Source organism: Flavobacterium restrictum, assembly GCF_007097245.1.
In the GTDB taxonomy this organism is placed as follows: domain Bacteria; phylum Bacteroidota; class Bacteroidia; order Flavobacteriales; family Flavobacteriaceae; genus Flavobacterium; species Flavobacterium restrictum.
In genome coordinates this window covers 86,219-110,721 of the sequence record NZ_VJZT01000003.1, presented here as the reverse complement: position 1 = coordinate 110,721, position 24,503 = coordinate 86,219, and the positions used below count along the sequence as shown (strand labels likewise).

General features: G+C 36.1%; 21 protein-coding genes. 5 read left to right on the top strand and 16 right to left on the bottom strand.

The window, feature by feature from the left end; genetic code table 11:
* Window positions 1-42 precede the first annotated feature (42 nt).
* The 5 genes from FNW21_RS04315 to FNW21_RS04295 all read left to right on the top strand — a co-directional run bounded on the left by FNW21_RS04315 (window position 43) and on the right by FNW21_RS04295 (window position 5,637).
* Complete coding sequence (locus tag FNW21_RS04315; protein ID WP_144255517.1) at window positions 43-1,017, top strand: hypothetical protein; 975 nt, start codon at window positions 43-45, stop codon at window positions 1,015-1,017.
* Between the two features lie 51 nt (window positions 1,018-1,068).
* Window positions 1,069-2,571, top strand: coding sequence for an OmpP1/FadL family transporter (locus FNW21_RS04310; RefSeq protein ID WP_144255516.1), 1,503 nt, complete (start codon window positions 1,069-1,071; stop codon window positions 2,569-2,571).
* 339 nt (window positions 2,572-2,910) lie between these two features.
* Entirely contained in the window at window positions 2,911-4,224 is a 1,314-nt protein-coding gene (gene rimO, locus FNW21_RS04305) for a 30S ribosomal protein S12 methylthiotransferase RimO (RefSeq protein WP_144255515.1), read from the top strand.
* 20 nt (window positions 4,225-4,244) lie between these two features.
* The gene (locus tag FNW21_RS04300) at window positions 4,245-4,703 is read left to right on the top strand and encodes a hypothetical protein (RefSeq protein ID WP_144255514.1); all 459 of its coding nucleotides are present in this window, start codon (window positions 4,245-4,247) and stop codon (window positions 4,701-4,703) included.
* 31 nt (window positions 4,704-4,734) lie between these two features.
* Entirely contained in the window at window positions 4,735-5,637 is a 903-nt protein-coding gene (locus FNW21_RS04295) for an N-acetylmuramoyl-L-alanine amidase (RefSeq protein WP_144255513.1), read from the top strand.
* A 450-nt stretch (window positions 5,638-6,087) separates the two neighbouring features.
* Here FNW21_RS04295 and FNW21_RS04290 read toward each other — a convergent pair whose 3' ends face one another.
* From FNW21_RS04290 to FNW21_RS04215, 16 genes are all read right to left on the bottom strand, one after another.
* Window positions 6,088-7,110 carry a porin gene (locus FNW21_RS04290; RefSeq protein ID WP_144255512.1) on the bottom strand — a complete coding sequence of 341 codons (1,023 nt, stop codon included), beginning with the start codon at window positions 7,108-7,110 and terminating at the stop codon, window positions 6,088-6,090.
* Window positions 7,111-7,528: 418 nt separating this feature from the next.
* Window positions 7,529-8,380, bottom strand: a complete 852-nt coding sequence (locus FNW21_RS04285; RefSeq protein WP_144255511.1) for a TorF family putative porin — start codon at window positions 8,378-8,380, stop codon at window positions 7,529-7,531.
* A gap of 51 nt (window positions 8,381-8,431) precedes the next feature.
* The gene (locus FNW21_RS04280) at window positions 8,432-10,111 is read right to left on the bottom strand and encodes a flavin monoamine oxidase family protein (protein ID WP_144255510.1); all 1,680 of its coding nucleotides are present in this window, start codon (window positions 10,109-10,111) and stop codon (window positions 8,432-8,434) included.
* 40 nt (window positions 10,112-10,151) lie between these two features.
* Window positions 10,152-11,504, bottom strand: a complete 1,353-nt coding sequence (locus tag FNW21_RS04275; RefSeq protein WP_144255509.1) for an NAD-dependent succinate-semialdehyde dehydrogenase — start codon at window positions 11,502-11,504, stop codon at window positions 10,152-10,154.
* A gap of 93 nt (window positions 11,505-11,597) precedes the next feature.
* The gene (locus FNW21_RS04270; RefSeq protein WP_221932047.1) at window positions 11,598-13,043 is read right to left on the bottom strand and encodes an aldehyde dehydrogenase family protein; all 1,446 of its coding nucleotides are present in this window, start codon (window positions 13,041-13,043) and stop codon (window positions 11,598-11,600) included.
* A 10-nt stretch (window positions 13,044-13,053) separates the two neighbouring features.
* Window positions 13,054-14,091 (bottom strand): ABC transporter ATP-binding protein, encoded by a 1,038-nt coding sequence (locus FNW21_RS04265; RefSeq protein WP_144255508.1) that lies wholly within the window; start codon window positions 14,089-14,091, stop codon window positions 13,054-13,056.
* 2 nt (window positions 14,092-14,093) lie between these two features.
* On the bottom strand, window positions 14,094-14,867 hold the full coding sequence (locus FNW21_RS04260; protein ID WP_144255507.1) for an ABC transporter permease: 774 nt from the start codon (window positions 14,865-14,867) through the stop codon (window positions 14,094-14,096).
* Between the two features lie 92 nt (window positions 14,868-14,959).
* Window positions 14,960-15,805, bottom strand: coding sequence for an ABC transporter permease (locus FNW21_RS04255; protein WP_144255506.1), 846 nt, complete (start codon window positions 15,803-15,805; stop codon window positions 14,960-14,962).
* Between the two features lie 130 nt (window positions 15,806-15,935).
* Entirely contained in the window at window positions 15,936-16,388 is a 453-nt protein-coding gene (locus tag FNW21_RS04250) for a hypothetical protein (RefSeq protein WP_144255505.1), read from the bottom strand.
* 81 nt (window positions 16,389-16,469) lie between these two features.
* Entirely contained in the window at window positions 16,470-17,546 is a 1,077-nt protein-coding gene (locus tag FNW21_RS04245) for a CaiB/BaiF CoA transferase family protein (protein ID WP_144255504.1), read from the bottom strand.
* Window positions 17,547-17,608: 62 nt separating this feature from the next.
* Window positions 17,609-18,706 carry an ABC transporter substrate-binding protein gene (locus FNW21_RS04240; RefSeq protein ID WP_144255503.1) on the bottom strand — a complete coding sequence of 366 codons (1,098 nt, stop codon included), beginning with the start codon at window positions 18,704-18,706 and terminating at the stop codon, window positions 17,609-17,611.
* A 106-nt stretch (window positions 18,707-18,812) separates the two neighbouring features.
* Window positions 18,813-19,463, bottom strand: a complete 651-nt coding sequence (locus FNW21_RS04235) for a GNAT family N-acetyltransferase (protein ID WP_144255502.1) — start codon at window positions 19,461-19,463, stop codon at window positions 18,813-18,815.
* Between the two features lie 49 nt (window positions 19,464-19,512).
* Entirely contained in the window at window positions 19,513-20,934 is a 1,422-nt protein-coding gene (locus FNW21_RS04230) for an NAD-dependent succinate-semialdehyde dehydrogenase (protein ID WP_144255501.1), read from the bottom strand.
* Window positions 20,935-21,010: 76 nt separating this feature from the next.
* Window positions 21,011-22,312 (bottom strand): aspartate aminotransferase family protein, encoded by a 1,302-nt coding sequence (locus FNW21_RS04225; protein WP_144255500.1) that lies wholly within the window; start codon window positions 22,310-22,312, stop codon window positions 21,011-21,013.
* The gene (locus tag FNW21_RS04220; protein WP_144255499.1) at window positions 22,305-22,790 is read right to left on the bottom strand and encodes an Lrp/AsnC family transcriptional regulator; all 486 of its coding nucleotides are present in this window, start codon (window positions 22,788-22,790) and stop codon (window positions 22,305-22,307) included. The genes FNW21_RS04225 and FNW21_RS04220 overlap by 8 nt, the downstream gene beginning before the upstream one ends.
* An 89-nt stretch (window positions 22,791-22,879) precedes the next feature.
* Window positions 22,880-24,463 carry an amidohydrolase gene (locus tag FNW21_RS04215; protein ID WP_185963879.1) on the bottom strand — a complete coding sequence of 528 codons (1,584 nt, stop codon included), beginning with the start codon at window positions 24,461-24,463 and terminating at the stop codon, window positions 22,880-22,882.
* Window positions 24,464-24,503: the final 40 nt, after the last annotated feature.

The window sequence follows — 24,503 nt, the reverse complement described above, 5'->3', positions numbered from 1 at the left end:
CTAACTATTTTTGTAATGTGCAACAATAAAAATCCCATAGATATGAAAACTAATATTTTTACTCCTCAAAAAGCATACATTTATACAATACTTGGGTTTTTGATCCTTTTGACTTCTTCCTGTGGTTCCTACCAAAACAGTTCCTATTATGATAGTGATGGTGTTTATGGCAATAGCTATACTAGAAAACCACAAGAACGCTCGCAAGACAACAGCAACAACCAATACAAAGAGTATTTCAGCTCTTTGCAAAACAACAACCAACCTACCGAAATTTTCACGGATGTTGACACTTACAACAATTACAATACTATAAATGATAGCATTCCAGCTGATAATTATGGTTATGCTAGTTGGGGCAGCACTACGGACGAAACGACTATAAACTATACCCCTAATTGGAGTATGTCTATCGGTTTTGGTTGGGGCAATCCGTATTATGGATATGGATATTCTAATTACGGATATGGATACCCAGGATATGGTTGGGGATATCCAAGCTACGGTTATGGTTGGGGATATCCAAGTTATGGCTGGGGGTATCCTAATTACGGTTGGGGATACTCAGGCAATGGTTATTACAACAACACTAATTACTCCTATAATCATAGCCGCAGAGGTTCCAATTATTACAACGGCGTAAATAGCAACAGAAGCTACAGTTCTAGAAATTCATCTTACCAAAACAACAGCTATAATAGAGGGAACAACACTGTAGATTTTAGAAGAAACACCACCACTATTAATCGTACAAGCCCAACATTTACAAGAAGAAACGACAATCAATACAACAACAATCAATACAATAATAATAACTCTTATAATAACACTACTCCAAGTAGAACTAGAGCAAATACAAATACATACCAACCACAAAATACAACCCGTACACGCACCGAAAGTTACACCCCCACACGTTCCTACTCCCCAAGTAACAACGGCGGTGGCAGCAACAGATCCTCTGGCGGCGGCGGCGGTAGTAGACCATCTGGCGGCGGCGGAAGAGGTAGAGGATAAACGGCGACTCTTTTTCTTGAAAAAAAATCCTAATTTAATGCTATTCAAAAAATGAAAAAAAACCTATATCTACTACTAGCCTGCTTAACAATTTCGGTTGCACAATCACAAGAAATTGTAGATGCCATGCGTTACGCACAAGACAATATGAATGGAACAGCTCGTTTTAGAGCTATGAGTGGTGCCTTTGGTGCACTTGGTGGCGATTTATCGGCGATAAATGTGAATCCTGCGGGGTCAGCCATTTTTTCGAATAACCAAGTCGCTTTTACCTTAAGTAATTTTAGCACCAAAAATAATTCGGCTTATTTTGATACCAAAACTAGCCAAAAAAACAATTCATTTGACCTCAATCAAGCGGGTGGCGTTTTTGTGTTCAAAAGTAATAATTCCAATAGTAACTGGAAAAAAGTAGCAATTGCAGTCAATTATGACAACGTCAATAATTATGACAATTCGGTATTTTCGGCAGGAACAAATCCAACCCATTCTATTGATGGTTATTTTTTGAGTTATGCTACTGGTGTTCCTTTGAATATATTACAAAATTCCAACTACGAAGATTTAGGACACGGAGCACAACAAGCGTTTTTGGGCTATCAAGGGTATGTTATAGATCCGGTTAGTAATTCTGGAAGCAATACTTCCTACAACTCTAGTGTTCGGGTAGGCGGAAATTATTACCATGAAAACAGCATCAATGCCAAAGGATACAACGGAAAATTATCCTTTAATGCCGCCACATCTTACAAAGACAAATTGTATTTAGGAATCAACTTAAACTCTCATTTTACGGATTACACACAATCCTCCCGTTTTTATGAAGACAACAACAATACATTAACCATAGAAGACAAAGTAAATAGATTGCGTTTTAGTAATGACTTGTACACGTATGGTACTGGGTTTTCATTTCAATTGGGCGCTATTGCAAAAGTCACTAACGAGATGCGATTGGGACTATCCTACGAATCGCCAACTTGGTACCATTTAAGTGATGAGTTGACACAAAAATTGGCGGTAGTAAGCAGCAATACTGCTGGAGAATTACCCGTAGATAATATTGATCCACAAATAACCAATTATTACGATCCTTATAAACTACAAACACCGAGTAAACTCACTGGAAGTTTTGCATACGTTTTTGGCAAAAAAGGATTAATAAGCATTGATTACGCAATGAAAGACTATAGCAGCACCAAGTTCAAACCAGAAAATGATGCTTATTTTAGTGGTTTAAATACTGATTTGAATGCTGTTCTTGACAAAACGGGAGAATTGCGAATTGGTGCCGAATACAAAATAGAAGCTTTGAGTTTGAGAGCAGGATACCGCCACGACCAAAGTCCGTATAAAAACAAAACAACTGTAGGTGATTTAACAGGTTATTCTGGTGGTTTGGGATATAATTTTGGCGCAACAAAAGTAGATTTGTCCTATGCTTACGCCAAAAGAAATTCGCAACAAGGATTTTTTAATCAAGGATTTACAGATGGTGCTTCGATAGACGCAGTGACCAATACGGTTTCACTTACCCTATTGTTTGAATTGTAATTTCAGTCGTATCGTATAGAAACAAAAGCCATTTCGGAATCGATTTGGCTTTTATTTTTTCTGGGGGAGACTCGTTGAAAAAAATAGATTTTTGGCATAGCCCCGATTGAAGTGGTATCCTTTTTATGCCATCCAGTGTGTTTGCGGCAGCGAACCGACTGGATGACATAAAAAGATTTAACGGAAAGCGGGACTAGATTGTTATGAAATCGCTAAAGTTGTGCTCCAAAGCCACTCGAAACCATTAAAAAGTAGTCCTTTTTAAAAACAGAATTGGGTTAGGTTTAAATAAAAACCGTAATTTTGCAAAATCCTATAGTATCAGGATTATTTATATTTATGAGAACGAAGTCTTTAAAAAAGAACAAAATAAATGTGATCACTCTTGGGTGTTCGAAAAACGTGTATGATAGTGAAGTACTTATGGGTCAACTTCGTGCCAGTGGCAAAGAGGTGACGCATGAGGCAAAACCGGAAGACGAAGGTAATATTATTGTTATAAATACGTGCGGATTCATAGATAATGCCAAGGCCGAATCAGTAAATATGATTTTGGAATATGCCGATAAAAAAGAAAGAGGACTGGTTGATAAAGTATTTGTAACCGGCTGTTTATCCGAAAGATACCGCCCTGATTTAGAAAAAGAAATTCCAAATGTGGATCAATATTTTGGCACTACCGAGTTGCCAGCTTTGCTCAAAGCATTGGGTGCGGATTACAAGCATGAATTATTAGGAGAACGGTTAACGACTACGCCCAAAAATTATGCGTATTTAAAAATTGCCGAGGGTTGCGACAGACCGTGTAGTTTTTGTGCAATTCCGTTAATGCGAGGAAAGCATGTATCGCAAACCATTGAAAAACTAGTTAAAGAATCCGAAGGTTTGGCTAAAAATGGCGTAAAAGAATTGATTTTGATTGCGCAAGATTTGACCTATTATGGACTTGATATTTACAAAAAAAGAAACCTTGCCGAATTACTGGAAGCATTAGTAAAAGTAGACGGTATTGAATGGATTCGTTTGCATTATGCCTTTCCAACTGGATTTCCGATGGACGTTTTGGAGGTTATGAAACGGGAGCCAAAAATTTGTAATTATATCGATATTCCGTTGCAACACATATCGGATTCTATTTTGAAATCGATGCGTCGCGGAACAACACAACAAAAAACGACTCAATTATTAAAAGATTTCCGGGCTGCGGTTCCTGGAATGGCAATTCGTACCACATTAATCGTAGGCTATCCTGGTGAAACGCAGGAAGATTTCAGGATTCTTAAAGATTTTGTACAAGAAATGAAATTTGACAGAATGGGTTGTTTTGCCTATTCGCACGAAGAAAATACGCATGCCTACTTACTCGAAGACGACGTTTCTGATACGGTAAAACAAGACCGTGCCAATGAGATAATGGAATTGCAATCGCAAATTTCGTGGGATTTAAACCAAGAAAAAGTGGGACAAACCTTTAAATGCATTATTGACCGAAAAGAAGGTGGACATTTTGTAGGGCGAACAGAGTTTGATAGTCCTGATGTTGACAATGAGGTATTGATTGATGCCACCAAGCATTATGTAAAAACAGGTGAATTTGTAATGATAAAAATTATTGAAGCCACCGAATTTGATTTATACGGAGAACCCGTTTAAAATGATCTAAAAGCGAACACATGAAAACATTTCGATTCTTATTAGTACTTTCAGGAATTCTTTTTTCGGCAAATACAATTACGGCACAATATGGCAACAGTGGTTATGGCAACGGTTACGGAAATAATGGTAACGGTTATGGTAGCAATCGCATGAGCCAGATGAATCACGACACACCCGAAGCGCCAAAGGTCATTCCTGTAGAAGTTACCGTTAGCAAAATAATGGAAAAAATAAAACCAGAACTTAACCTTGATGCACTTCAGGAAATTGCTATTGCCAATGTTTTGATTGAAAGTTTAAAAGCACAAGGAGTTATTATCAAGCAAGAATCGAGTCAAGAAGACAAAATGAAAGACATTCAAGCACTTTCCGAAGTTACCGATAGAAAAATCATGGAATTTTTAGATGCTGATCAAAAGGTAAAATACAAACTTATGAATGAAGAAAGTAAAACTAAAAGAGCCAAAAAGCATTAATACCCCTATTATAAACGCAAAATAAAGCAGTATGAAAAAATATTTAAGTACCCTTGCCTTTGCTATCGTGGTTGTTTCTTGCTCCACAAATCCGTACAAAAAGAGTGAAAAAGTATATGAAAATCAGCTTGATAAATTAAAAGAAACCATTTCGAGCAAGGAAACGGTACCACTACAAAATGTGCCCAACACCGCACAAAGTGTTGACACCTTGTACACCAAACAACTGCATACTTTTCAGGATTCGATTTCAAAAATGGGGCCTACACCTTTGCAAAACGGCGTAACTACCGAGTGGATTGGTACGGTGAATTTTAATTTACGAAAACCCAACTTCATTATCATACACCATACGGCACAAGATTCGTTAGAAAAAACATTGCGAACCTTTACCAAACCAGCCAGTCAAGTGAGCGCCCATTATGTCATAGCTGATAATGGCCGCGTGATCCACATGCTCAACGATTATTTGCGTGCTTGGCATGGCGGAAATTCCAGTTGGGGCAAAAACACCGATATCAATTCGTCCTCCATAGGTATTGAGTTGGACAATAATGGATTAGAACCTTTTTCGGAATTGCAAATTAATAGTTTATTGGCACTTTTGACTAAATTAAAAAAAGACTACAATATTCCCACCCAAAACATAATAGGCCACTCGGACATTGCGCCCACACGAAAACAAGACCCGAGCGTTTTATTTCCTTGGCAATTATTAGCCGAAAAAGGATTTGGATTGTGGCAAGACAACTTTCTAGACGAAGCTCCCGCGGATTTCAATCCCGAATTAGGATTGCGCATCATTGGATACGATACCAAAAATCTTCCTGCAGCCATCAAAGCATTCAAATTGCATTATGTAAAATCAGAAGTAGATGCTGTTTTAGATCAAAAAACAATCAACATTATTTATTCTATTTATAAGAAACAGTAATGTAGTTTTTAAAATAACAAAAGGGCTTTTGAGGTATTCAAAAGCCTTTTTGTTATTTAAAACTAATGCCAATCTGTATTACAAAATAGTTCAATCTGGTCGTTCTCTATTCTTCAACTTATTGATTGGAATTAGAGAATTTGTAAAAGTAGCTATAATTACCAATTTACTGCCTCTAAAATAGTATTGGTAAAATTCACAGAAAAAAAATGGTGTTAAATGATTCCTCTATAATTATTAAAAATCGCTTTATTCAATTAAAAAGTTTATCATTGGTGTAATCTCTAGCTGGATTTTTTTTCCACACAATTCTTGGTAGAAGTTTACTTCAGGTAAAAAACCATTGAAGTGATTTGAACAATAAGCAATAAAAAACTGCCAAAACACTCGAAAGCATCTTGGCAGTAAAAAAAAAGTTTTTAATTCTGTATTATTCCTTAACTTACTGTGTTAAAAACCATAAACAACAGCTAATAGGAATTGAGATGCAGATTTTGTAGGAGCCATATTAGAGTCAACAAATACTTTGTCTGAATTGCTATCTAATCTAAACTCTGGAATAATAGTTAGTCCATCTACTTTATAGTTCCCTGAAAAAGTAAAAGCAGTTACTGATGTATCTCCAGAACCTTCTTTGTATTTAAAATATTCACCACGTAATCCTAAAGCAAAAGCATCAGTGATTGCATAAGATGGGTACAAAGCAGCTCCTGTATAACCTACTTTACCATCGTTAGAAAAATCAGCGGCGTTTACACCTAGTTTGAATTTTTCAGAAACTTGAAATGTTGCAGTTAAATCAACAATTGTTCCACTTACGGAACCGTCCATAAAATTCAGGTAGGCACTAGTTCCTTTTCCAGCATAGGATAATTGACCTCCAATAGCATTCAATCCTTTAATTGGATCTGCTTGGTATTTGTTCCACTGGTCATTAAACAAACCAAGCATTGCCCCAAACTTGTCAGATATTTTATAATTAGCTTTGATACCCGCATTTTGGAATGGTCCATTGGTAAATAAATACGAAGTAGAATAACTAAAGTTAGCCAAAGGAGAAATTACCTCATAACCTATAAAAGTCCCCATATACCCTGCTGTCAAACTAAATTTGTCTGAAACGGCATAAGTAGCATATAAATTTTGAAGGTGAAATGAATTCGAGTTTGAGTCATTATAAGTACCATCAGCGTTAGGAATTGATTGAAATTGACCTCTTGGCCCAAAAGATATTTCTCCAACAAAAGACACTTTTTTCATAGATTTTTTCAAAATAACATCAAGCATCCCTAATGATACTGAATTTTGCTCATTAGCAAAACTTGTTGGAATGTTTCCAGTTTTAGAAAAATCATACTTGTAATATAAATCTCCTGAACCTGAAATTTCTAATGGAGAAGGCTTTTCAGCATCTTGAGCAAATGCTATACTTGTAGTCAAAATTAATGATAAAATAGTAATTACTTTTTTCATGTTTACTTTATTTAGTTTATAAATTTAATAATCGGACGTTCGAATTTGGTTGTTTTTCTTTATCCTGAAGCGAATTTATTAACTTTTAATTAACAACAAAATTTTTTTATATTTTTCTAAAAAGAATTGTCAATATCTAAAAATCACCGACTAATTTTAAGTATTTCGTATTTTAATTTAGATATTTTAAAAAAACGATAATAGACTTTTTTAAAACAAACCCTATTTAAAACACCACACCTATCTTTATTAATCACAAAAAAAAAGATTAAAAAAATATTTTATACTATTTAAATGAATACCCCCTAAAAAAATGGGGGTGTAAAAAAGAATCTAAAAATAAGTGCTACAAAAAAACCTTAAATTCAATCTCTGTAGTAAATACTGAATTTAAGGTTAAAAAATAACTAGACTCTTTTTATCTTATGCTAAATGTCATCCCGCATGAAAAGAAATTTCTAACCGTTTTGGTCAAATCGCCGTTGCTATCCAACTTTTGAATACCATAATCATTATTAGTATATCTCACAAATACAGGGATACTATAATTTTTGGCAACTTTAAGTTCTTTGGCAACGTTGACACCAACATTAGAAAATGTAAAACCAGATTTACCACTTGCGTCAGCGCCATAATATCCACCGTTAATAACAACTGCACCTACAAAAGGGCGAACATCTATTCCAACGCTTTCAAATGTTTTAGTATAACCAACTTCGGCATAACTAGAAAAAGCTCTTCCATCAACATTTCCATCGGCGTCATATTTATAATCTCCTCCTCCTATGAAAGTATTCCATTGAAAATCCAAAGGAATTCCTTTATCTGAAAAATCTAACAAAATGGAAAGATCCAAACTCTGTGCTGATCCTTCGGAATAATCAAAATAACTACTTCTTTCCCAATCCATATTTTTTTTCGTTGCGGGCCAATAGTAATCACTCAACATCACTTTAACTATTGGTGAAATTTGGTAAGAAATATTCCAGTCAAACTCATTATAAGCATCGGCAGCATTAGAAAAATTGGTTGTTGCCCATACTCCTACTGATAATTTATCGGTAACAGCATAATTCAAATAGGGTTGAAAAGCGATTTTATCTCCATAATATTTAATTCCCCTCCACAAATAAGGATACACAACATCGACAGCTGCTGTCAACTTTGGTTCTGGCGCTTCCGTCTCTGCTGGTGCTGTTACAGGTGCATCTTGCGCGAATGTTAGACCACTTGTTAGTAGCGTTACAAAAATTACAATTACTTTTTTCATGTTTAATTTGGTTTTAATTATTAATTTGGTTTTGGTTTGTACTTTTTTAGATTAGACTTTTTTATTAATTAATTTGACAATTTCTTCTGCAGCAACCCTTCCTGTCTCGGCAGCGCCATTCATATAGCCCTGAAATTCTACACTACAATGCTCCCCCGCAAAAAATACATTTCCAATTGATTCTTGCGTATGCAACATAGCCGTATTCCATTGTCCCACTTTTGGGCACGTATAACTCGCCTTTACCCATGGATAGGTGGACCAAGCTGCAAATACATGTTTGCCCACATACGCTTTTTTTGACCCTGGAAAAACGGTTTCCATTGTACCAATGTATTTATTAATTTCTGCTTGTGGCAAATCGGTTTTCCAAATGTGGTTGGCTGGGGCGTATTTATTATTTATGGCCACTTTTGCCAAGCGGATGGATTCATCGCCGCCAAAGAAACAACAATACACACCTTTGTTGCTTTCGACGCTTTTTATACTACTAGAATCCCAACCATCGTGAATGTCTTTGTGAAACAAGTAGCCATAAAACTTGTTTTTACCTTCTCGCCAAGGTCTATTTTGATATCCCAAAAACAGTTTGTTGTTTTGTCCATACCCTAACTCTTGAATCGAGTTCTTTTTTTCGGGAGTCATATCTGGCAAATCCAGTTGCACGTCACGGAGCATCGTAAACGGAAGGGTTAGAATTACAAAATCAGCTTCGACATCTTGTTTACCCTTAAACGACAAAATATATTTCTCTTCTTTTTTGGTAATAGCCGTAAGCATCGAATTTAGTACAACAGGTTTGGGCAATTTTGAAGCAATATTTTCAATCAATTTCGAGTTTCCAGCTTTGATTCGGTATTTTTCGTCACTATCTCCAAAAATCTTAAATCCTTCGGAAGTGTCCGTATCAATCATATCGAGCATATTGATAGCCGATTGCTCCGAAGTATCCAAACCAAATTCAGCCAAATAAGCCGCTGTCAAAGCCTCCTTCAACCATGGAGCACATTTCAAGGATTTTATGTATTCTTTCAAAGAAGTTTTGTCCAAAATTAATGCGGCTGGCGTATCATAATCTTCACCTAAACTCTCGGTGTCTTTGTGTAATTTTGGTGCGATTTTTTTGAATTCCTTTATAATTTCTTCTTCAGGAATATGTCTACCATCAAAGAAAAATGTCTCGTGAACTAAACCTGCCGCTTTCGATTCGGCATACATATCGATTAATTCTAAATTGAATTCTTTGGACAAAGCAATCATATCCGCATGCGTTGTATCGATAAAATCACCACCAAATTCAGGATGAATCCCCATTTGCAACGCATCGTTATAATGAGTCAAAATACGACCGCCAACTCTAAAACTTCCTTCATAAACCGTGGCATTAATTCCCGCTTTACTCAATTGATAAGCAGCATTTAAACCTGCCATTCCAGCACCAACAACAACAACTTTTTTATCATTTGCATTTGCAATGCCTTCTCCTTCGTCAGAAATTATTGTTTTTTCAGGAGTATTTTCTTTTTTACAACTAATTATTGACGTTCCAATAACTCCAGTCAGTAAGCCAAATTTAGCCACATCTGCAACAAATTTCCTTCTGGTTACCGCATCAGCATTTTTGAAAGCGATTATTTTTTCAACTTCAATTTCTGGATTTTCATTCGAAAATTGAGCCATTTTTAAATTCAAAAGAATATTCTTTAAAACGGTTGATTTTGGATTTTTCATAGGAGTTTGGTTTGGTTAGCTATCTAAATGCACTTTGTTTTTATTCAATAATCACTGATTTCATATTCATAAATTCTTTGATTCCTATCTCGGATAATTCTCTTCCGTAGCCTGATTTTTTTATTCCTCCAAAGGGAATTCGGGAATCCGAACGCACCAAGGAATTCACAAAAACATTGCCAGCATCAATGCGTCTGGCTAAATGATAGGCTTTCTCTCTGTCTACTGTCCATATCGCCGAAGCCAATCCATAGCGGTGATTATTAGCAATCATAATGGCATCATTTTCGTCTTTTGCCCGAATTATGGTTGCCAGTGGTCCAAAAGTTTCCTCCTGAAAAGCAATATTATTGGCATCTACAAAATCTATTAATGTGGGCTGGAAATTACAATGTTCTCGCTCACCACCCACCAAAATTTTGGCTCCTTGTTGTAAAGAATGCTCCAATTGATAACTTAATTTCTCCGCCAAATCAATTCGTGCCAAAGGCCCCATATTGATGCCGTTCTGTAAAGGATTTCCTTGCTGCAGCGCACTTACTTTTTGTGCAAAAAGCGACGCAAATTCATCGGCTACTTTTTCGGTTACGATGAAGCGTTTGGCACAAATACAGGCTTGACCTGCGTTGAGCATTCGAGATTGCGTGGCTACAGTGGCGGCTTTCTCTAAATCGGCATCGTTCAAAACGATAAACGCATCAGAACCTCCAAGTTCTAAAACTGATTTTTTGATGTGTTTTCCAGCCAATGCCGCCACCGATGAACCGGCCATTTCGCTACCCGTTAAGGTAATTCCAGACACAATATCGGCCGCAATAACGGTTTCTACTTGTGGAATATCAATGTTTATTTGTTGGAAAACACCCTCTGGGAAACCTGCTTCCAAGAAGGCATTTTCTATAGCTTTGGCACAGCCAATAACATTTGGAGCGTGTTTCAAAAGTGTTACATTTCCCGCCATAATCGCTGGAGCCGCATACCGCAACACTTGCCAAAACGGATAATTCCAAGGCATAATCGCAAAAACTGCCCCTGACGGATCATAAACCGACATGCTTTTGAACGGCGTATTATAGTGCTCGTCTTTCAACATTTTCTCGGCATTTTCGGCATAAAAATCGCAGTTTCCAGCTGATTTTTCCACTTCGGCTATACCTTCCGATAGGATTTTCCCCATTTCATTCGAAATAAGCAATCCCAATTCGTCTTTATTGGCACGAAGAATATCGGCTACTTTTTGCATTTTATCCGCTCTTTCTTGAAAAGTGGTCGTACGCCAGCTTTTGAAAGCCGTTGCCGCCAATTCCAACTTTTGATTCAATTGGGCATTAGTCAAAACTTCGTGCTCTGCAATTACAGCTTGCGTAAACGGATTTATAGATTTGAATATCATTTTAATAGAAATTTAAAAGATTGAAAGATTGAAAGATTTTAAATTCTGTTATTCCTAATTTTTAAATTGTTAAATCTTTCAATCATTAAATTATTAATACCAACCCACGGGATCAGTGTCTAAATTGATGTTGACTTGTTTGACTTCGAGGTAATTTTCGATGCCGTACAATCCTAATTCTCTGCCAGTTCCGGACTGTTTGTAACCGCCCCAAGGCATTTCATTGAACGTAGGATGGTAGAAATTTACCCAACCAATTCCTGCTCGGATTTTTGGCATCACACGATGAACACGTGTTACATCTTGCGTGAATAATCCATAACCCAAACCATATTCGGTATCATTTGCCATTGCAATTGCTTCTTCTTCAGTCGAAAATTTTAATAATGCTACAACGGGTCCAAAAATTTCTTCTCTGGCTATTCGCATATTTGGAGTTACGTTTGTAAAAATGGTTGGTTCTATAAAAAAGCCTTTTGAATCATCGGAGTTTCCTCCAAAAGCCAATGTAGCTTCACTTTTTCCAACTTCGATATAGGCTTTAATTTTGTCAAAATGAGCTTGAGAAACGATTGGTCCCATCGTATTTTCGGCATCACTTCCATCACCCACTTTTATATTTTTCGCTCTTGCTACAAATTGTTTTACAAACTCGTCATAGATTGTGTCTTGAATCAAAATTCGGGAACCGGCTGTACAAACCTGACCGCTATTGGCGAAAGCCGCAAACAATCCCCAATCGATAGCCAAATCCATTTTGCAATCATCAAAAATGACAACTGGGTTTTTTCCACCCAATTCTAATGTTGCTTTTTTGAGATTTTCGGCAGCAATTTTACCAATGTATTTTCCTGTTGAAGTTCCTCCAGTAAAAGCAATTTTATCAATTTTGGTGTTACTGATTAAAGCGTTTCCAGCAATTGGGCCATCACCAGTTACGATGTTAATTACTCCTTTTGGAATGTCTAATTCATCTATTAATTGTGCCAAAAACAAAGCCGTCAATGGCGTCACTTCGGATGGTTTTAAAACTACCGTGTTTCCTGCTGCGATTGCCGGTCCCAATTTCCAAGCACACATCAAAAACGGAAAATTCCACGGAATAATTTGCGCACAAACACCAATCGCTTCTCGCGTTACATAACTAAATGAATTTCCTGGCACACTCATCGTTTCGCCGTGAATTTTTGTAGCCAATCCAGCATAAAACTCAAAACAAGAAGCGGCATCATCAATATCAAATTCAGCTTCGCGAATGGGCTTACCATTATTTTCTACTTCCAATTTTACGAAAGCTTCGAAATTTTCTCTTATTTTCCCAGCGATGGAAAATAATATTTTCTGACGGTCTTGAGCCGTTTTACTTTTCCATTCTTCTCCGTCAAATGCGGCTCTAGCTGCATCGACAGCGGCATTTACATCTTCGATTTGTGCTTCTGGAACGGTTGCTATTACCTCTTTTGTAGCAGGATTTAGTATGTTTCTGGTTTTCTTGGAAACCGAATCTACAAAAGCGCCGTTGATATACATTTTATACATAATTTTTATTTTATGAATTATAAATCTGAATTAAATTAGGCGACAAATAAATAGTCACCGACTGTCCAATAATTTTTGTCAACGCTACAGAAGAATCCTCTGTTTTGATGATTTTTTGACCTGATGCCGTAACCAATTTATACTTGCGATGATTGCCCACAAAAATGACATCTTCAATTGTAACTTTCATTGCAATTTCGGAAATGGCGTCAAAAGAAACATTTTCGGGGCGGATGAATAATACACCTTGTTTGTCTATATTTTTATGTTCAAATTCATAGGTTTTAGCCTCAAATGAAAACGACTTTTGATTCTCTATTTGCACCAGAATCAAATTCGCTTCGCCAATAAATCCAGCTACAAATTTGGTTTTTGGCAAATTATACAAGGTTTGACTATCGGACAATTGTTCGATAATTCCTTGATTCATCACCGCTATTCGGTCAGACATTGTCAATGCTTCTTCCTGATCGTGCGTCACATACACAAAGGTTTTATTCAAATCTTTGTGCAATTGTTTCAACTCAAATTGCATTTGTTTTCTCAATTTCAAATCCAAAGCGCCAAGTGGCTCATCCAACAATAAAATTTCTGGATCAGGTGCAATCGCTCTGGCAATGGCAACTCTTTGTTGTTGTCCGCCCGACATTTCAAAAGGTTTTCTGGTTTTGAAAGCTTCCATTTGAACCAATTCCAGCATTTCATCTACACGTTTATTCGTTTCGGATTTGCTTAATTTTTTTTGGTGCAAACCAAAAGCAATATTCTCTTCCACGTTCAAATGGGGAAACAAAGCATAATTTTGAAAAACCGTATTGACATTCCTTTTATAAGGAGGTAACTGCGAAATATCTTGATTGTTGAGTAAAACTTGTCCTTTATCAGGCGTTTCAAAACCGGCAATCATTCGCAAAGTGGTCGTTTTTCCGCATCCACTTGGCCCCAAAATGGTCAAAAATTCTCCATCCTGAATTTCTAAATCCAAGTTGTTTACAATAAGCGAACTTCCGAATGATTTACTGATTCCTTTTAATTCTAATTTACTCATGCTTACTGCTCCTTATTAAATTTTAACGACATAAAAATCGCCGTAGATGATACCAAAAAAACCAAAGTCGCTACTGCATTCACTTCGGGTGTAATGCCACGACGCATCATTCCGTAAATCTCAATTGGCAAGGTATTTTCTCTTGAAATCAAGAAAAATGTCACTGGAATTTCATCCATAGAAAGCACCAATGACAATAAAACGGCACCAATAATAGCTGTTTTTATATTGGGTAAAATGACTTTAAAAAAAGCTTGCAATGGACTTGCGCCCAAATCGAAAGCTGCCATTTCTAAATACGGATCTAATTTCTTGAAACGTGCCAAAATTTGGGTAATCATAATGGCTATCAAAAAAGTGGTATGTCCAATTAAAACCGCTTCTAATGACAATGGAATTCCCAGCATTGGAAAAAAGCTCAACATGGCCACACCTGTTACAATTCCGGGAAGCGTGATGGGCAATAAAATAATTTTCAATAAAAGACTTTTTCCAAAATAATTGTATTTGTGCAAGGCATACGCCGATGGAATTCCAATAATTAATGCTGCAATTGTACTGGAAATAGCAATAAAAAAACTAACTCGTACCGCTTGCATCATCGATTGATTGTGAAATAATTTTACATACCAATCCATGGAATAATGAGCAATAGGAAACGAAGAAACAGAGTCTTTATTGAATGAAAACCACATAATAATGACTATAGGAAAATACAAAAACCACAACACCGAAAAGGCTGAAAAGGAGATAATAAAGGCTCTAACTTTTTTCATGTTTTGTTTTTACTTTTGGCATTATTCCCATTTAAAATTTTTATTCTAATTGCTTGTTTATACTACTATTGAATTTTGAAATTGCTAATTATTTACTGTGTTTCGTGTTTTTTCTCATAACGAGAGGATATTTCTAACAACAGAAAAACCAAAACTAATAAAACCACTCCAACTGCTGACCCTAATGGTTTGTCATTGGAAGTACCAAATAAATTTTGAACAATATTCGAAATAAAAAGGGTATTAGGTCCTCCCAAAAGCGATGCCGCAAGAAAATCTCCAAGTGTTAAAACTAATGCTAATGTCCCACCAGATATGACTCCGGGTAAGATTAAAGGAAAAATAATTTTTCTAAAAGTTGTCCAAGAATTCGCTCCTAAATCTTTACTGGCTTCTACCAATGATTTGGATATTTGTTCAAATGAAGTGTAAATAGGAATACAAACGAAAGGCAAAAAAATATAAATCAAACAAAGTAGTACCGAGAAATCAGAATATAAAATAAAACTTAAGGGTTTTTTAATCACCCCCGAATACATAAAAAAGGAATTCAAAACACCTTGTTCTCCAAGAATAATTTTCCAAGCATAAGCCCTAACAATGTAGGACATCCAAAAAGGCAAAACGATTAAAGTATAATAAAACGACTTGTGTTTGGTCACTTTGAAAGCAATAAAATAAGCCAAAGGCAAACTTAATACAATACAAGCCAAAGCTACGATTATGGCATAAATAAAGGTTCTTGTGAGCGTTTCGTAATACAAAGGATTGGTAAAAATCTTGATGTAAGAATCAAAATTCAAGGTATATACCACTTTACCAAAATCATCTGTTGCTAATATGCTTTGTGTCAAAATGAAAAGATATGGCAATACCAAAAACAGGAATAACCACAGTAAAAGTGGAAAAATCAATAGGTATTTACTTCTTTTTTTCATTTGTAATTTCCTTTTATGAAATACAGCAAATACATTATTAATGTATTTACTATTTCTCTTTTTCCTGCAAGTTTTTTTTAACCTTGTAGGTATTCATTCGTACCGAAGCTTTGTTTTAATATTCTTTGAGCTAATAAAAATTTTCACCATAATGCATTCCAAAAATTAGAAAGTCTGAAAATCTTTCTCCAATTCCAAGAATTATTTGTAAATCACTAATATTCCAAAGCTCTGTAGTTCTTCCATATATTGTTTTAGTCTGACTTGGTTCTCCAAAATATTTTTCAAAGAAAGCAGAATATTTTTCGGCGGTTTTATAAATTGTTAATTGATTTTCTTTTTCTTCTTCAAAATTTATAAGTTCTAGAATTCCTTTTTTATTCGTGTACTGGTTTTTATATACAATTACATTTAACTTTTGACCGTCTAAACATAATTTACCATACCATTTTAGGGTGTCACCATTTTCACTTATTTCTGGATTATCAATTTTATGTAATTCTTCAAAACTTTCTCCCCAAACAAGCATTTGTTTAGAATCTTCAAAATATATACCTTCTTCTAATCTAAATGGTTTTTCCATAAAGTTGTTTTAAAATGATGCCTAACTATCAAATATACCTACAAGGTTAAAAAAAACCTTGCAGGAAAACCTCTATTTTATTTAATAAATATCAAAAACTGCCGTAGCCATTCGTTTTGTGATTTGGCCGTCTTTTAAGGTTTCTGATAAAATCAATTTTTGCGCGGTTTCGTTATCTAAAACTTCGTCCATCGAACGAATATCTCCACATGGAACATTATTATTTTTCAAGGCTGCTAATAGTGTTGTGCTATCAAATTTCAAAAATGCTTTTGCCAATATTTTCCCCAATTCCATTCGATTTTGAATCCGAAGAGAATTTGATTTATACAAATCGAAATCTGCAACATTTTTTATATTCAAGCATTTACATAGCAATACAAATTGCTTGTCATTCCCAACAGCAAGCACAATTGCTTTTCCATCATTGGTATAAAATGTTTCTCCGTAAGGCGCAATATTTGGATGTAAACTTCCCATTCGTTGTGGAATTTCATTGCCCATTAAATAGTTTGTCGCCTGATTTGCCAATGATGAAAGTGCCGCATTATATAACGAAATATGTGCAATTGAACCCAAACCAGTTTTAGAACGTTGCAATAAAGCCACCAATATTGCTTCTTTTAATTGATGTGCTGCCAAAATATCAATCAATGCAATTGGCATTTTTAACGGAATTCCATCCGCTTCTCCATTGATGTACATAAAACCCGCTTCTGCTTGCAAAACCACATCAAATGCGGGAGTATCATCTGCAATACCATAACCACTAATTTGAGCGTAAATCAATTTTGGAAATTTATTTCTCAAAGTTTCCGAATCCAATCCCATTTTTCTAGCCGATGAAGGTTTGAAATTTGAAATCACAACGTCAGCAGTAGCAATGTGGCCCATTATTATTTCCAAATCATCTGCTTTTTTCAAATCTGCCCAAATGATTTTTTTGATATAATTCACACTACTATAATAGCCCGATTGCCCATTTTCACTTTCTGTTTCCAAACGCCAACTCCTCGTTATATCACCATTATTGGATGGGTTCTCCACTTTAAAAACGGTCGCTCCGAGTTCGGCGAAAAACATTCCAACCGCTGGACCAGCCAAAACTCCGGCAAGTTCAACTACTTTTAAATCAGCAAATAATTCTTGTTTATTCATTTTTAAATCTCAATAAATCAAACCTACAAAGCTCTAAAAACCTTGCAGGTTGATAGAATTATTTATTGATTTTTTACTTCGCTCCAAATTTCATTGTAGCGTTTTCTATTTTTCACAGGTTGCCAGAAATTCAAGGTTTTAAACATAGAATCCATACTCGCCACATCCATTAATTTTTGAGTTTCTGGAGTCAAAAGCGCATTTGCAGCGGGATTTGAAACATAATATTGTGTGAATTCTGCTATTTGTGCCATAACTGCTGGTTGCGAAACATACTCTAACCAAAGTTGGGCTAATTGCTTGTTTTTAGCACCTTTAACAATCATTAAACGGTCAATCCAACCTGTAGCGCCTTCACTAGGAATTACAGCTTTGATGTTCATTCCTTGCTTATTTAAATTGGCAGGTGTCAATGGCCATCCCACGGCAGCAACTACTTCTTTGTTTTTGAACAAATTGTCTAATTCCCCAGCCGAAGCCCAGTTTTTACGCACTTGTGGTTTTAATTCCACTAATTTTGCTTTACAAGCAGCCAATTGTTCTTCGGTCAAATTGTATAAAACCGATTGATCCGTTTTGTCATATCCCAACAATTGTGCGGCTAAATAAATAGAGGAAATATCATCGTACATGGCGATTTTTCCTTTGTATTTTGGGTCAAAGAAAAGATTCCATGAGGTTGGCGTTTCCTTAATTACATCCGCATTATAAATTAAATAATCGGGCCCCCAAGTAAAAGGCATACCGTATGTTTTACCGTCTTTTTGAACGTCTTTCATTCCTTTTAATACAGGAGAAAGTGTTGCCCAAGCTGTTAATTCATCCGTTGCTAATGGCTCCACCAAATCCGAAGAAACAATATATCCCGCTACATCCGAAGAAGGCGTAATCACATCATAACTTGCACCACCACCACTTTGTAATTTGGAAACCAATTCATCAGAAGAACCAAAATAAGTTCCTTTGACAGTAACTCCGTATTTTTCTTCAAATGCTTTGGTAAAGGAAGCATCAGCATATCCTTCCCAAGCTAGAATGTTCAAAGTAGATCCTTTTAAAGCTTCTAAATCAATCGTTTCAGCTTTAGCTTCTTCTGTTTTTTTGCCACAGCTTGTAAACAAGCCTGCAATTACTAATACTGATAATGCAATTTTTTTCATGTGGTTTATAGTTTTTGTTAATAGAAAAACAGTTTAACTTCGGTCAAAGACCGTTGATCACATCCTCAAAGTCGGAGACTTTACGGAGCATTCTTGGAGTATTTTTTTAATGATGTTCGCTCAATTTTGTATTTGGATCCAAAGGCCAATACATCAAAACCGAACAATTTCCGCTCCTTGGGTCATCTAAATAATCAAATAATGGTTCTACGAGAATAAATCCACATTTGGTTTGAGCAGTAACAGTTGGATCAATAATTTCGCCTTTTATTAATTTTTCGCAATATTCTGCAATTGTCATTTGGTCTTTTACTTTATCAAATCCAATAGGCATTCCGGCGGTCATTTGACCTTTAGTTCCCATTGCTCTAGCCACTTCTTGACGCGCATTATAGATTTCTCTACCAATTCCTTTTCCTTGATAATCAGGATGAACAGAAACGTCTAAACCATATAGCCAGTCGGCTTTTGGGTCGTGTGTTCCCAACCATAAATTATCTGAAATTTCCAAGAAAGTATGATGTCCTTTGTGATAATTCTGCATCAAAGTAGTTGTCGCTGCAATAACTCTGTCGCCATCCAAAACTATCATTTGCCCTTCAGGAAAAATTTCAATATGTCTTTTATACTGCGCTTCGGTCATCAATTCTTCTTCCGATAAAGTTGGAAAAACAATTTTTTGCAATTCTGCTTCTTGATTGGCATATTCTGGCGTGGCGGTTTGCAAAATGTATTTGCCTAAAATTTCTTTTTTCATAATTTGATGATTTATATCTGACAGGTTTTTAAAACTTGTCAGGTATATATTAAGACATATTTCCGTAACTGATCAATTTCATCTCTAAATATTCTTTCAATCCTTCGGAACCCGATTCGTGACCAATTCCGCTGCTTTTTATTCCTACGAAAGGCAATTCCGTTCCATGAGCAGCCCATTCGTTGATGCCCACCATACCAAATTCAAGGTTTTCGGCATACACATTTGCATTTTTAATATGATTGGTAAAAACATAGGAAGCCAAACCATATTCCGTGTCATTTGCCCATTCGATAACTTCCTCTTGTGTATCAAACGGAATTACGATCATTAATGGCCCAAAAACTTCCGTTTTTATAAACCCTTGATTTTGTCTCGCTTCAATTAATGCTGGATGTACAAAAAATCCTTTTTCTGATTTTTCTCCACCAATATGTATAATTGCTCCTTCACTTTTGGCTTTTTCAAGCATTGCCAAGGAATGGTTTTGTTGTGTTTTATTAATTAACGGCCCTACAAAATCGATGTCACCACCATTTACACCCGTTTTCAATTTTGAAATATCTTCTTTTACAACCGAAACAAATTGGTTAAAAATACTGGAATGCACATAAAAACGCTGTGGCGAAACACAAACTTGACCGCAATTTCTTAATTTGGCTATTATTGCTTGGTGCGCAATGGCATCAACATCAACATCTTTATCAATAATTACAGGCGCATTTCCTCCTAATTCCAAGGATAATTTAGTCGAAGTTTTAGAAGCGCCGTCCATCAAAATCTTACCAACACGTGTGCTTCCCGTAAAGCTGATTTTAGCCAATAACGGATTTTCAATCATCTCTGTTCCTGTTGAAACTGGTTCCGTGTTGATTAGGTTGAAAACTCCTTTTGGAATTCCAGATTCATGTAGGGCTTTTGCCAAATTAAAACTCGACAAAGGCGTAAATTCTGAACCACGCATTACGACACTACAACCCGCTGCTAATGCGGCTGCAACTGCTCTTGCAGGATTATAAGCGGGGAAATTCCAAGCGGTAATGACACCTACAACACCTAATGGTTGGTATATAACCATGGAACGTTTATCGATTCTACTGGATGGAATCACGCGGCCATAACTGCGTTTTCCTTCCTCGGCATACCATTCAAAAAGGTTGGCTGAAACTTGCCATTCCCCACGAGATTCGAGCATTGGTTTTCCTGTTTCCAATGATGTTTCTTTGGCGAAAGCCTCCGCATTTGCCCGAATATAATCGGCCGTTTTTTTCAAAAATTCCGCTCTATAATACGGCGTTGTCTTTTTCCAAGTTTGAAATGAAATAGAAGCCGATGCAATGGCTTTTTTGCAATCAGTAGCGTTTCCAAAAGGTACGTTGTCTAAAATTTCTTCGGTAGCGGGACTTTGTACTTCCCATGTTGCGCCGTCAATTGCGTCACACCATTCACCATTTATATATTGTTTTCTCATGTTGTTAATTAAAAATTGTACGCTGATAAAACGGATTCGCTACCGCGAAAACACAGATTATTACGGATTTTAAAATTTATGAAATGACTTCCTGAATCGTTTCTTCTAAAATTGCCAAGCCTTTTTCCAAGATTTCGTCTTCAATAAATAAAGGGCTCAATATTCGAATACAATTGCCGTAGGTTCCAGAGGTAATTACAATTAAACCTTTGGCAAGGCATTTATCTACAATTGCTTTTGTGGCAACACCGTCAGGCATTCCTGTTGTTGGGTTAGAAAATTCGATGGCCAACATGGCGCCCAATCCACGAACATCTGTAATGTTTTTTGGATATGCAGTTTGCCATTGGTTGAATTTATCACGAACAATGTTACCCACTTTTTCACCAGCAGCATTGATATTGTTTTTTTGCATGTAATTAATACTTGCCAAGGAAGCCACACAACTCAAAGGCCCGCCTAAATAAGTACCTCCAATAAGTCCTGGTTTTATGGCATCCATAATTTCTTGCTTGCCAATAACGCAACCTATTGGCATTCCGCCACCCATTGATTTTGCCCAAGTAGACAAATCTGGAGTCACATCATAATGCTCGTAAGCCGCCCATTTTCCGGTACGACCAAAGCCAGATTGCACCTCATCAAAAATCAAACAAATATTATTTTCGGTACAAAATTTTCGTAAATACTGCACATATTTTTTGGAAGCCACGGTAAAACCACCTTCACCTTGAACCAATTCCAAAATAATTGCAGCAGTTTGTGTAATCGAAACCGTTGATGAAAATGTTTTATGCAACTTCATAATCATCAAATCATCAAATTCTTCCTCCGTCATTCGATTTTTCATACTCGGTTTGTAATACGGATATTCCAATCGGTACACTTCGGGTGCGTAAGGGCCAGCTCCTTCTTTGTATTTTACGTTAGAGGTCAAGGTCATTGCCATCATGGTGCGTCCATGAAAAGAACCATCATAACAAATTACACCTGATTTTCCGGTAACGGCACGGGCGATTTTAATGGCATTTTCAACCGATTCGGCTCCTGATAAGGTCAACATCACTTTGGTCGATTCGCCATGAGGGAAAATTTCGCATAGCTTTTCGGTTAAATCTAAATATTGTTCGTAAACCGAAACATTGAAGGAAGCATGAATAAATTTATCTGCTTGATTTTTGATGGCTTCAATAATTTCTGGTACGCCATGTCCTGCATTATTGACACCGATTCCGCCTGCAAAATCGATTAATTCTCTGCCGTCGGCATCGATAATTATAGCTCCTTTGGCGGATTGAATACTCGATGGATTGAAAATTCCCAAAGCGTTTGGTACACTTTTTTTTCTTCTTTCGTATAATTTGTCTGTATTATTCATTTTGCTTGCTTGATAATTTTGCTAATTCTAAATCGGGTTGTGAGAACTTGTATATTTTCATGTACATATTGGTTTTGGTATCAAAAACGCCTTCCAAAACATGAATTTTCTCACCTATTAGTTCATTCAAATGTTCCATATCGCGGCACATAACGTTCGCTTCTATATCAAAATCTCCAGAAACCGAAGCTAGAAAACTAATTTCTGGTAGTTTTGTTAACGCTTCGAAAATAGTATTCATGTAAGACTTTGGTTTAACCGAAATCAAAATACTCGCATAGGCATTGAACCCGATTTTGTTGGGATCGACTCTACCTATTATCTTCAGGGTTCCATCTTCAATTAAATTGATATACCGGTGCCGAATGGTACTTACTGCAACATTTATTTCTTTTGAAATTTCGGTAAATGACATTCTACCATCTTTTTGAAGGAGTGTCAATATTTGGTAATCTAATTCATCGTCTAATGCGCTCATTTTATTTTTTTTGTAAAAAATTAATAATAAGCCAAATGTAATTAATTTATTTGCAACAAAAAATGATTTTTTTGTTTTATTTATAATAATTAAAGCTGTTTTTTGTGTTTTATTTTGCCGTTAATCCAAGTTTCTAAAGTTTCAACCGTAGAAACATCCAAAAGTTCAAAAGGATTTTTGTTTAAAACTATAAAATCGGCATATTTCCCAACAGTCAAACTTCCTTTTTTATGTTCTAAATTATCTGCTATTGCACTTCCAACGGTATAGGCTTTCAATGCTTGCTGCACCGTAATTTTTTGGCTTTCGCCAATGACAGAGCCATCAGCCGCTTTCCTAGTCACAGCTGTTTCTATATTGACCCAAGGATTTATTTCTTTTACTACAGGACCATCAGTAGATAATGCTAGATTAATTTTATTGTCCAAAACTGTTTTGCAAGGATACACCACATCCAACAACGCATCAGGCAAGGTACTTTTGAAATTATTGGCCAATTCATAAATAAATATGGGTTGCATTGCTGCGGTCATATTCATTCGTTTGAAATCTTGAATATTTTCATTGGATAAAAAACCAACATGCTCAATTCTGTGTTTTAAATTTGGGTTAATTTTGAATAAATCGCTATACACTTTCAAGGTCAAATCGACTGCCTGATGACCAATGGCATGAGTGGCTACTGAAAATCCTTTGTTTACCGCTTCTTTAGCAGTTTCGTAAAAGGTGTCATAATCCAATCTCAAAACCCCTTTGTAACCGTCCGTATTTTTATAAGGAATATTCAAAGCTGCTGTTGCTGAACTTAATCCGCCATCAGAGAAAAACTTAACCGTTTTGATTTGTAAAAAATCCGACTCATATTGTTCTGGCAAAACCTGAATATCGTCACTTCCATCAGGAATCCGAAGCGGGAAAACATTCATTCGCACTTTCAATAATCCTTCTTGATCTAATTTAATGTATGCCGCCAATAATTCTTCATTTGCTGCTGGATCTGTAGCACTAGTAATTCCGAGGCTTAACAAATAGGCGTGCGCTTCGAGAATCATGTTTTTATATTCGTCAAAAGTAAAGGCGGGAATGTTATTCATAATCAATCCCAATGCTCTTTCGGTAAAAATACCTTGTAGTGTTCCGTCTTGGTTTTTACGAATTTCGCCTCCAAAAGGAACTTCAGTAGTGGCATCAACATTCGAAATATCCATGGCTTTGGAATTAGCAATACCAATATGAGCGCAAGTTCTAATTACAAAAACGGGTCTGTCGACAATCACTTCATCCAAATCTTCTTTGGTCGGTAATCGTTTTTCATCGAGTACCATTTCGTTAATTCCGCGTGCCATAATCCAATTGGAAGTTGGATTTTTATCTGCAAAATCCTTTAGTTTTTGTTTGAATTCAACAATAGATTTTACGCCACGAACATCGAGCATATACGTTCGAAGATGACCAATTTTCCAAACGTGAATGTGAGCGTCATTTAATCCTGGAATAATAGTTTGCCCGTTATAATTCATTTCTTCTGAAAAAGAACCAAATTGATTTCGTAAATCACTTTCGATTCCGATGGCTTCGATTTTGCCCAAATCATTAATTACCATGGCCTCCGCTTTGGGCAAAGCGGAATCCATAGTAATGATGTTGGCGTTATAAAATAGTCTTAAAGTCATAAAATCGAATGTCGTAAAGTTATAAAGTCGAATGTCTGTT

Bases quoted from the DNA above. Each gene is read 5' to 3' on its own strand.
- FNW21_RS04225 (WP_144255500.1), bottom strand. From the start codon at position 22,312: ATGAATAATACAGACAAATTATACGAAAGAAGAAAAAAAAGTGTACCA.
- FNW21_RS04275 (WP_144255509.1), bottom strand. From the start codon at position 11,504: ATGATATTCAAATCTATAAATCCGTTTACGCAAGCTGTAATTGCAGAG.
- FNW21_RS04300 (WP_144255514.1), top strand. From the start codon at position 4,245: ATGAAAACATTTCGATTCTTATTAGTACTTTCAGGAATTCTTTTTTCG.
- FNW21_RS04295 (WP_144255513.1), top strand. From the start codon at position 4,735: ATGAAAAAATATTTAAGTACCCTTGCCTTTGCTATCGTGGTTGTTTCT.
- FNW21_RS04220 (WP_144255499.1), bottom strand. From the start codon at position 22,790: ATGAGCGCATTAGACGATGAATTAGATTACCAAATATTGACACTCCTT.
- FNW21_RS04290 (WP_144255512.1), bottom strand. From the start codon at position 7,110: ATGAAAAAAGTAATTACTATTTTATCATTAATTTTGACTACAAGTATA.
- FNW21_RS04255 (WP_144255506.1), bottom strand. From the start codon at position 15,805: ATGAAAAAAAGAAGTAAATACCTATTGATTTTTCCACTTTTACTGTGG.
- rimO (WP_144255515.1), top strand. From the start codon at position 2,911: ATGAGAACGAAGTCTTTAAAAAAGAACAAAATAAATGTGATCACTCTT.
- FNW21_RS04250 (WP_144255505.1), bottom strand. From the start codon at position 16,388: ATGGAAAAACCATTTAGATTAGAAGAAGGTATATATTTTGAAGATTCT.
- FNW21_RS04285 (WP_144255511.1), bottom strand. From the start codon at position 8,380: ATGAAAAAAGTAATTGTAATTTTTGTAACGCTACTAACAAGTGGTCTA.
- FNW21_RS04310 (WP_144255516.1), top strand. From the start codon at position 1,069: ATGAAAAAAAACCTATATCTACTACTAGCCTGCTTAACAATTTCGGTT.
- FNW21_RS04270 (WP_221932047.1), bottom strand. From the start codon at position 13,043: ATGTATAAAATGTATATCAACGGCGCTTTTGTAGATTCGGTTTCCAAG.
- FNW21_RS04280 (WP_144255510.1), bottom strand. From the start codon at position 10,111: ATGAAAAATCCAAAATCAACCGTTTTAAAGAATATTCTTTTGAATTTA.
- FNW21_RS04260 (WP_144255507.1), bottom strand. From the start codon at position 14,867: ATGAAAAAAGTTAGAGCCTTTATTATCTCCTTTTCAGCCTTTTCGGTG.
- FNW21_RS04235 (WP_144255502.1), bottom strand. From the start codon at position 19,463: ATGAAAAAAGAAATTTTAGGCAAATACATTTTGCAAACCGCCACGCCA.
- FNW21_RS04215 (WP_185963879.1), bottom strand. From the start codon at position 24,463: ATGACTTTAAGACTATTTTATAACGCCAACATCATTACTATGGATTCC.
- FNW21_RS04240 (WP_144255503.1), bottom strand. From the start codon at position 18,706: ATGAAAAAAATTGCATTATCAGTATTAGTAATTGCAGGCTTGTTTACA.
- FNW21_RS04265 (WP_144255508.1), bottom strand. From the start codon at position 14,091: ATGAGTAAATTAGAATTAAAAGGAATCAGTAAATCATTCGGAAGTTCG.
- FNW21_RS04315 (WP_144255517.1), top strand. From the start codon at position 43: ATGAAAACTAATATTTTTACTCCTCAAAAAGCATACATTTATACAATA.
- FNW21_RS04230 (WP_144255501.1), bottom strand. From the start codon at position 20,934: ATGAGAAAACAATATATAAATGGTGAATGGTGTGACGCAATTGACGGC.
- FNW21_RS04245 (WP_144255504.1), bottom strand. From the start codon at position 17,546: ATGAATAAACAAGAATTATTTGCTGATTTAAAAGTAGTTGAACTTGCC.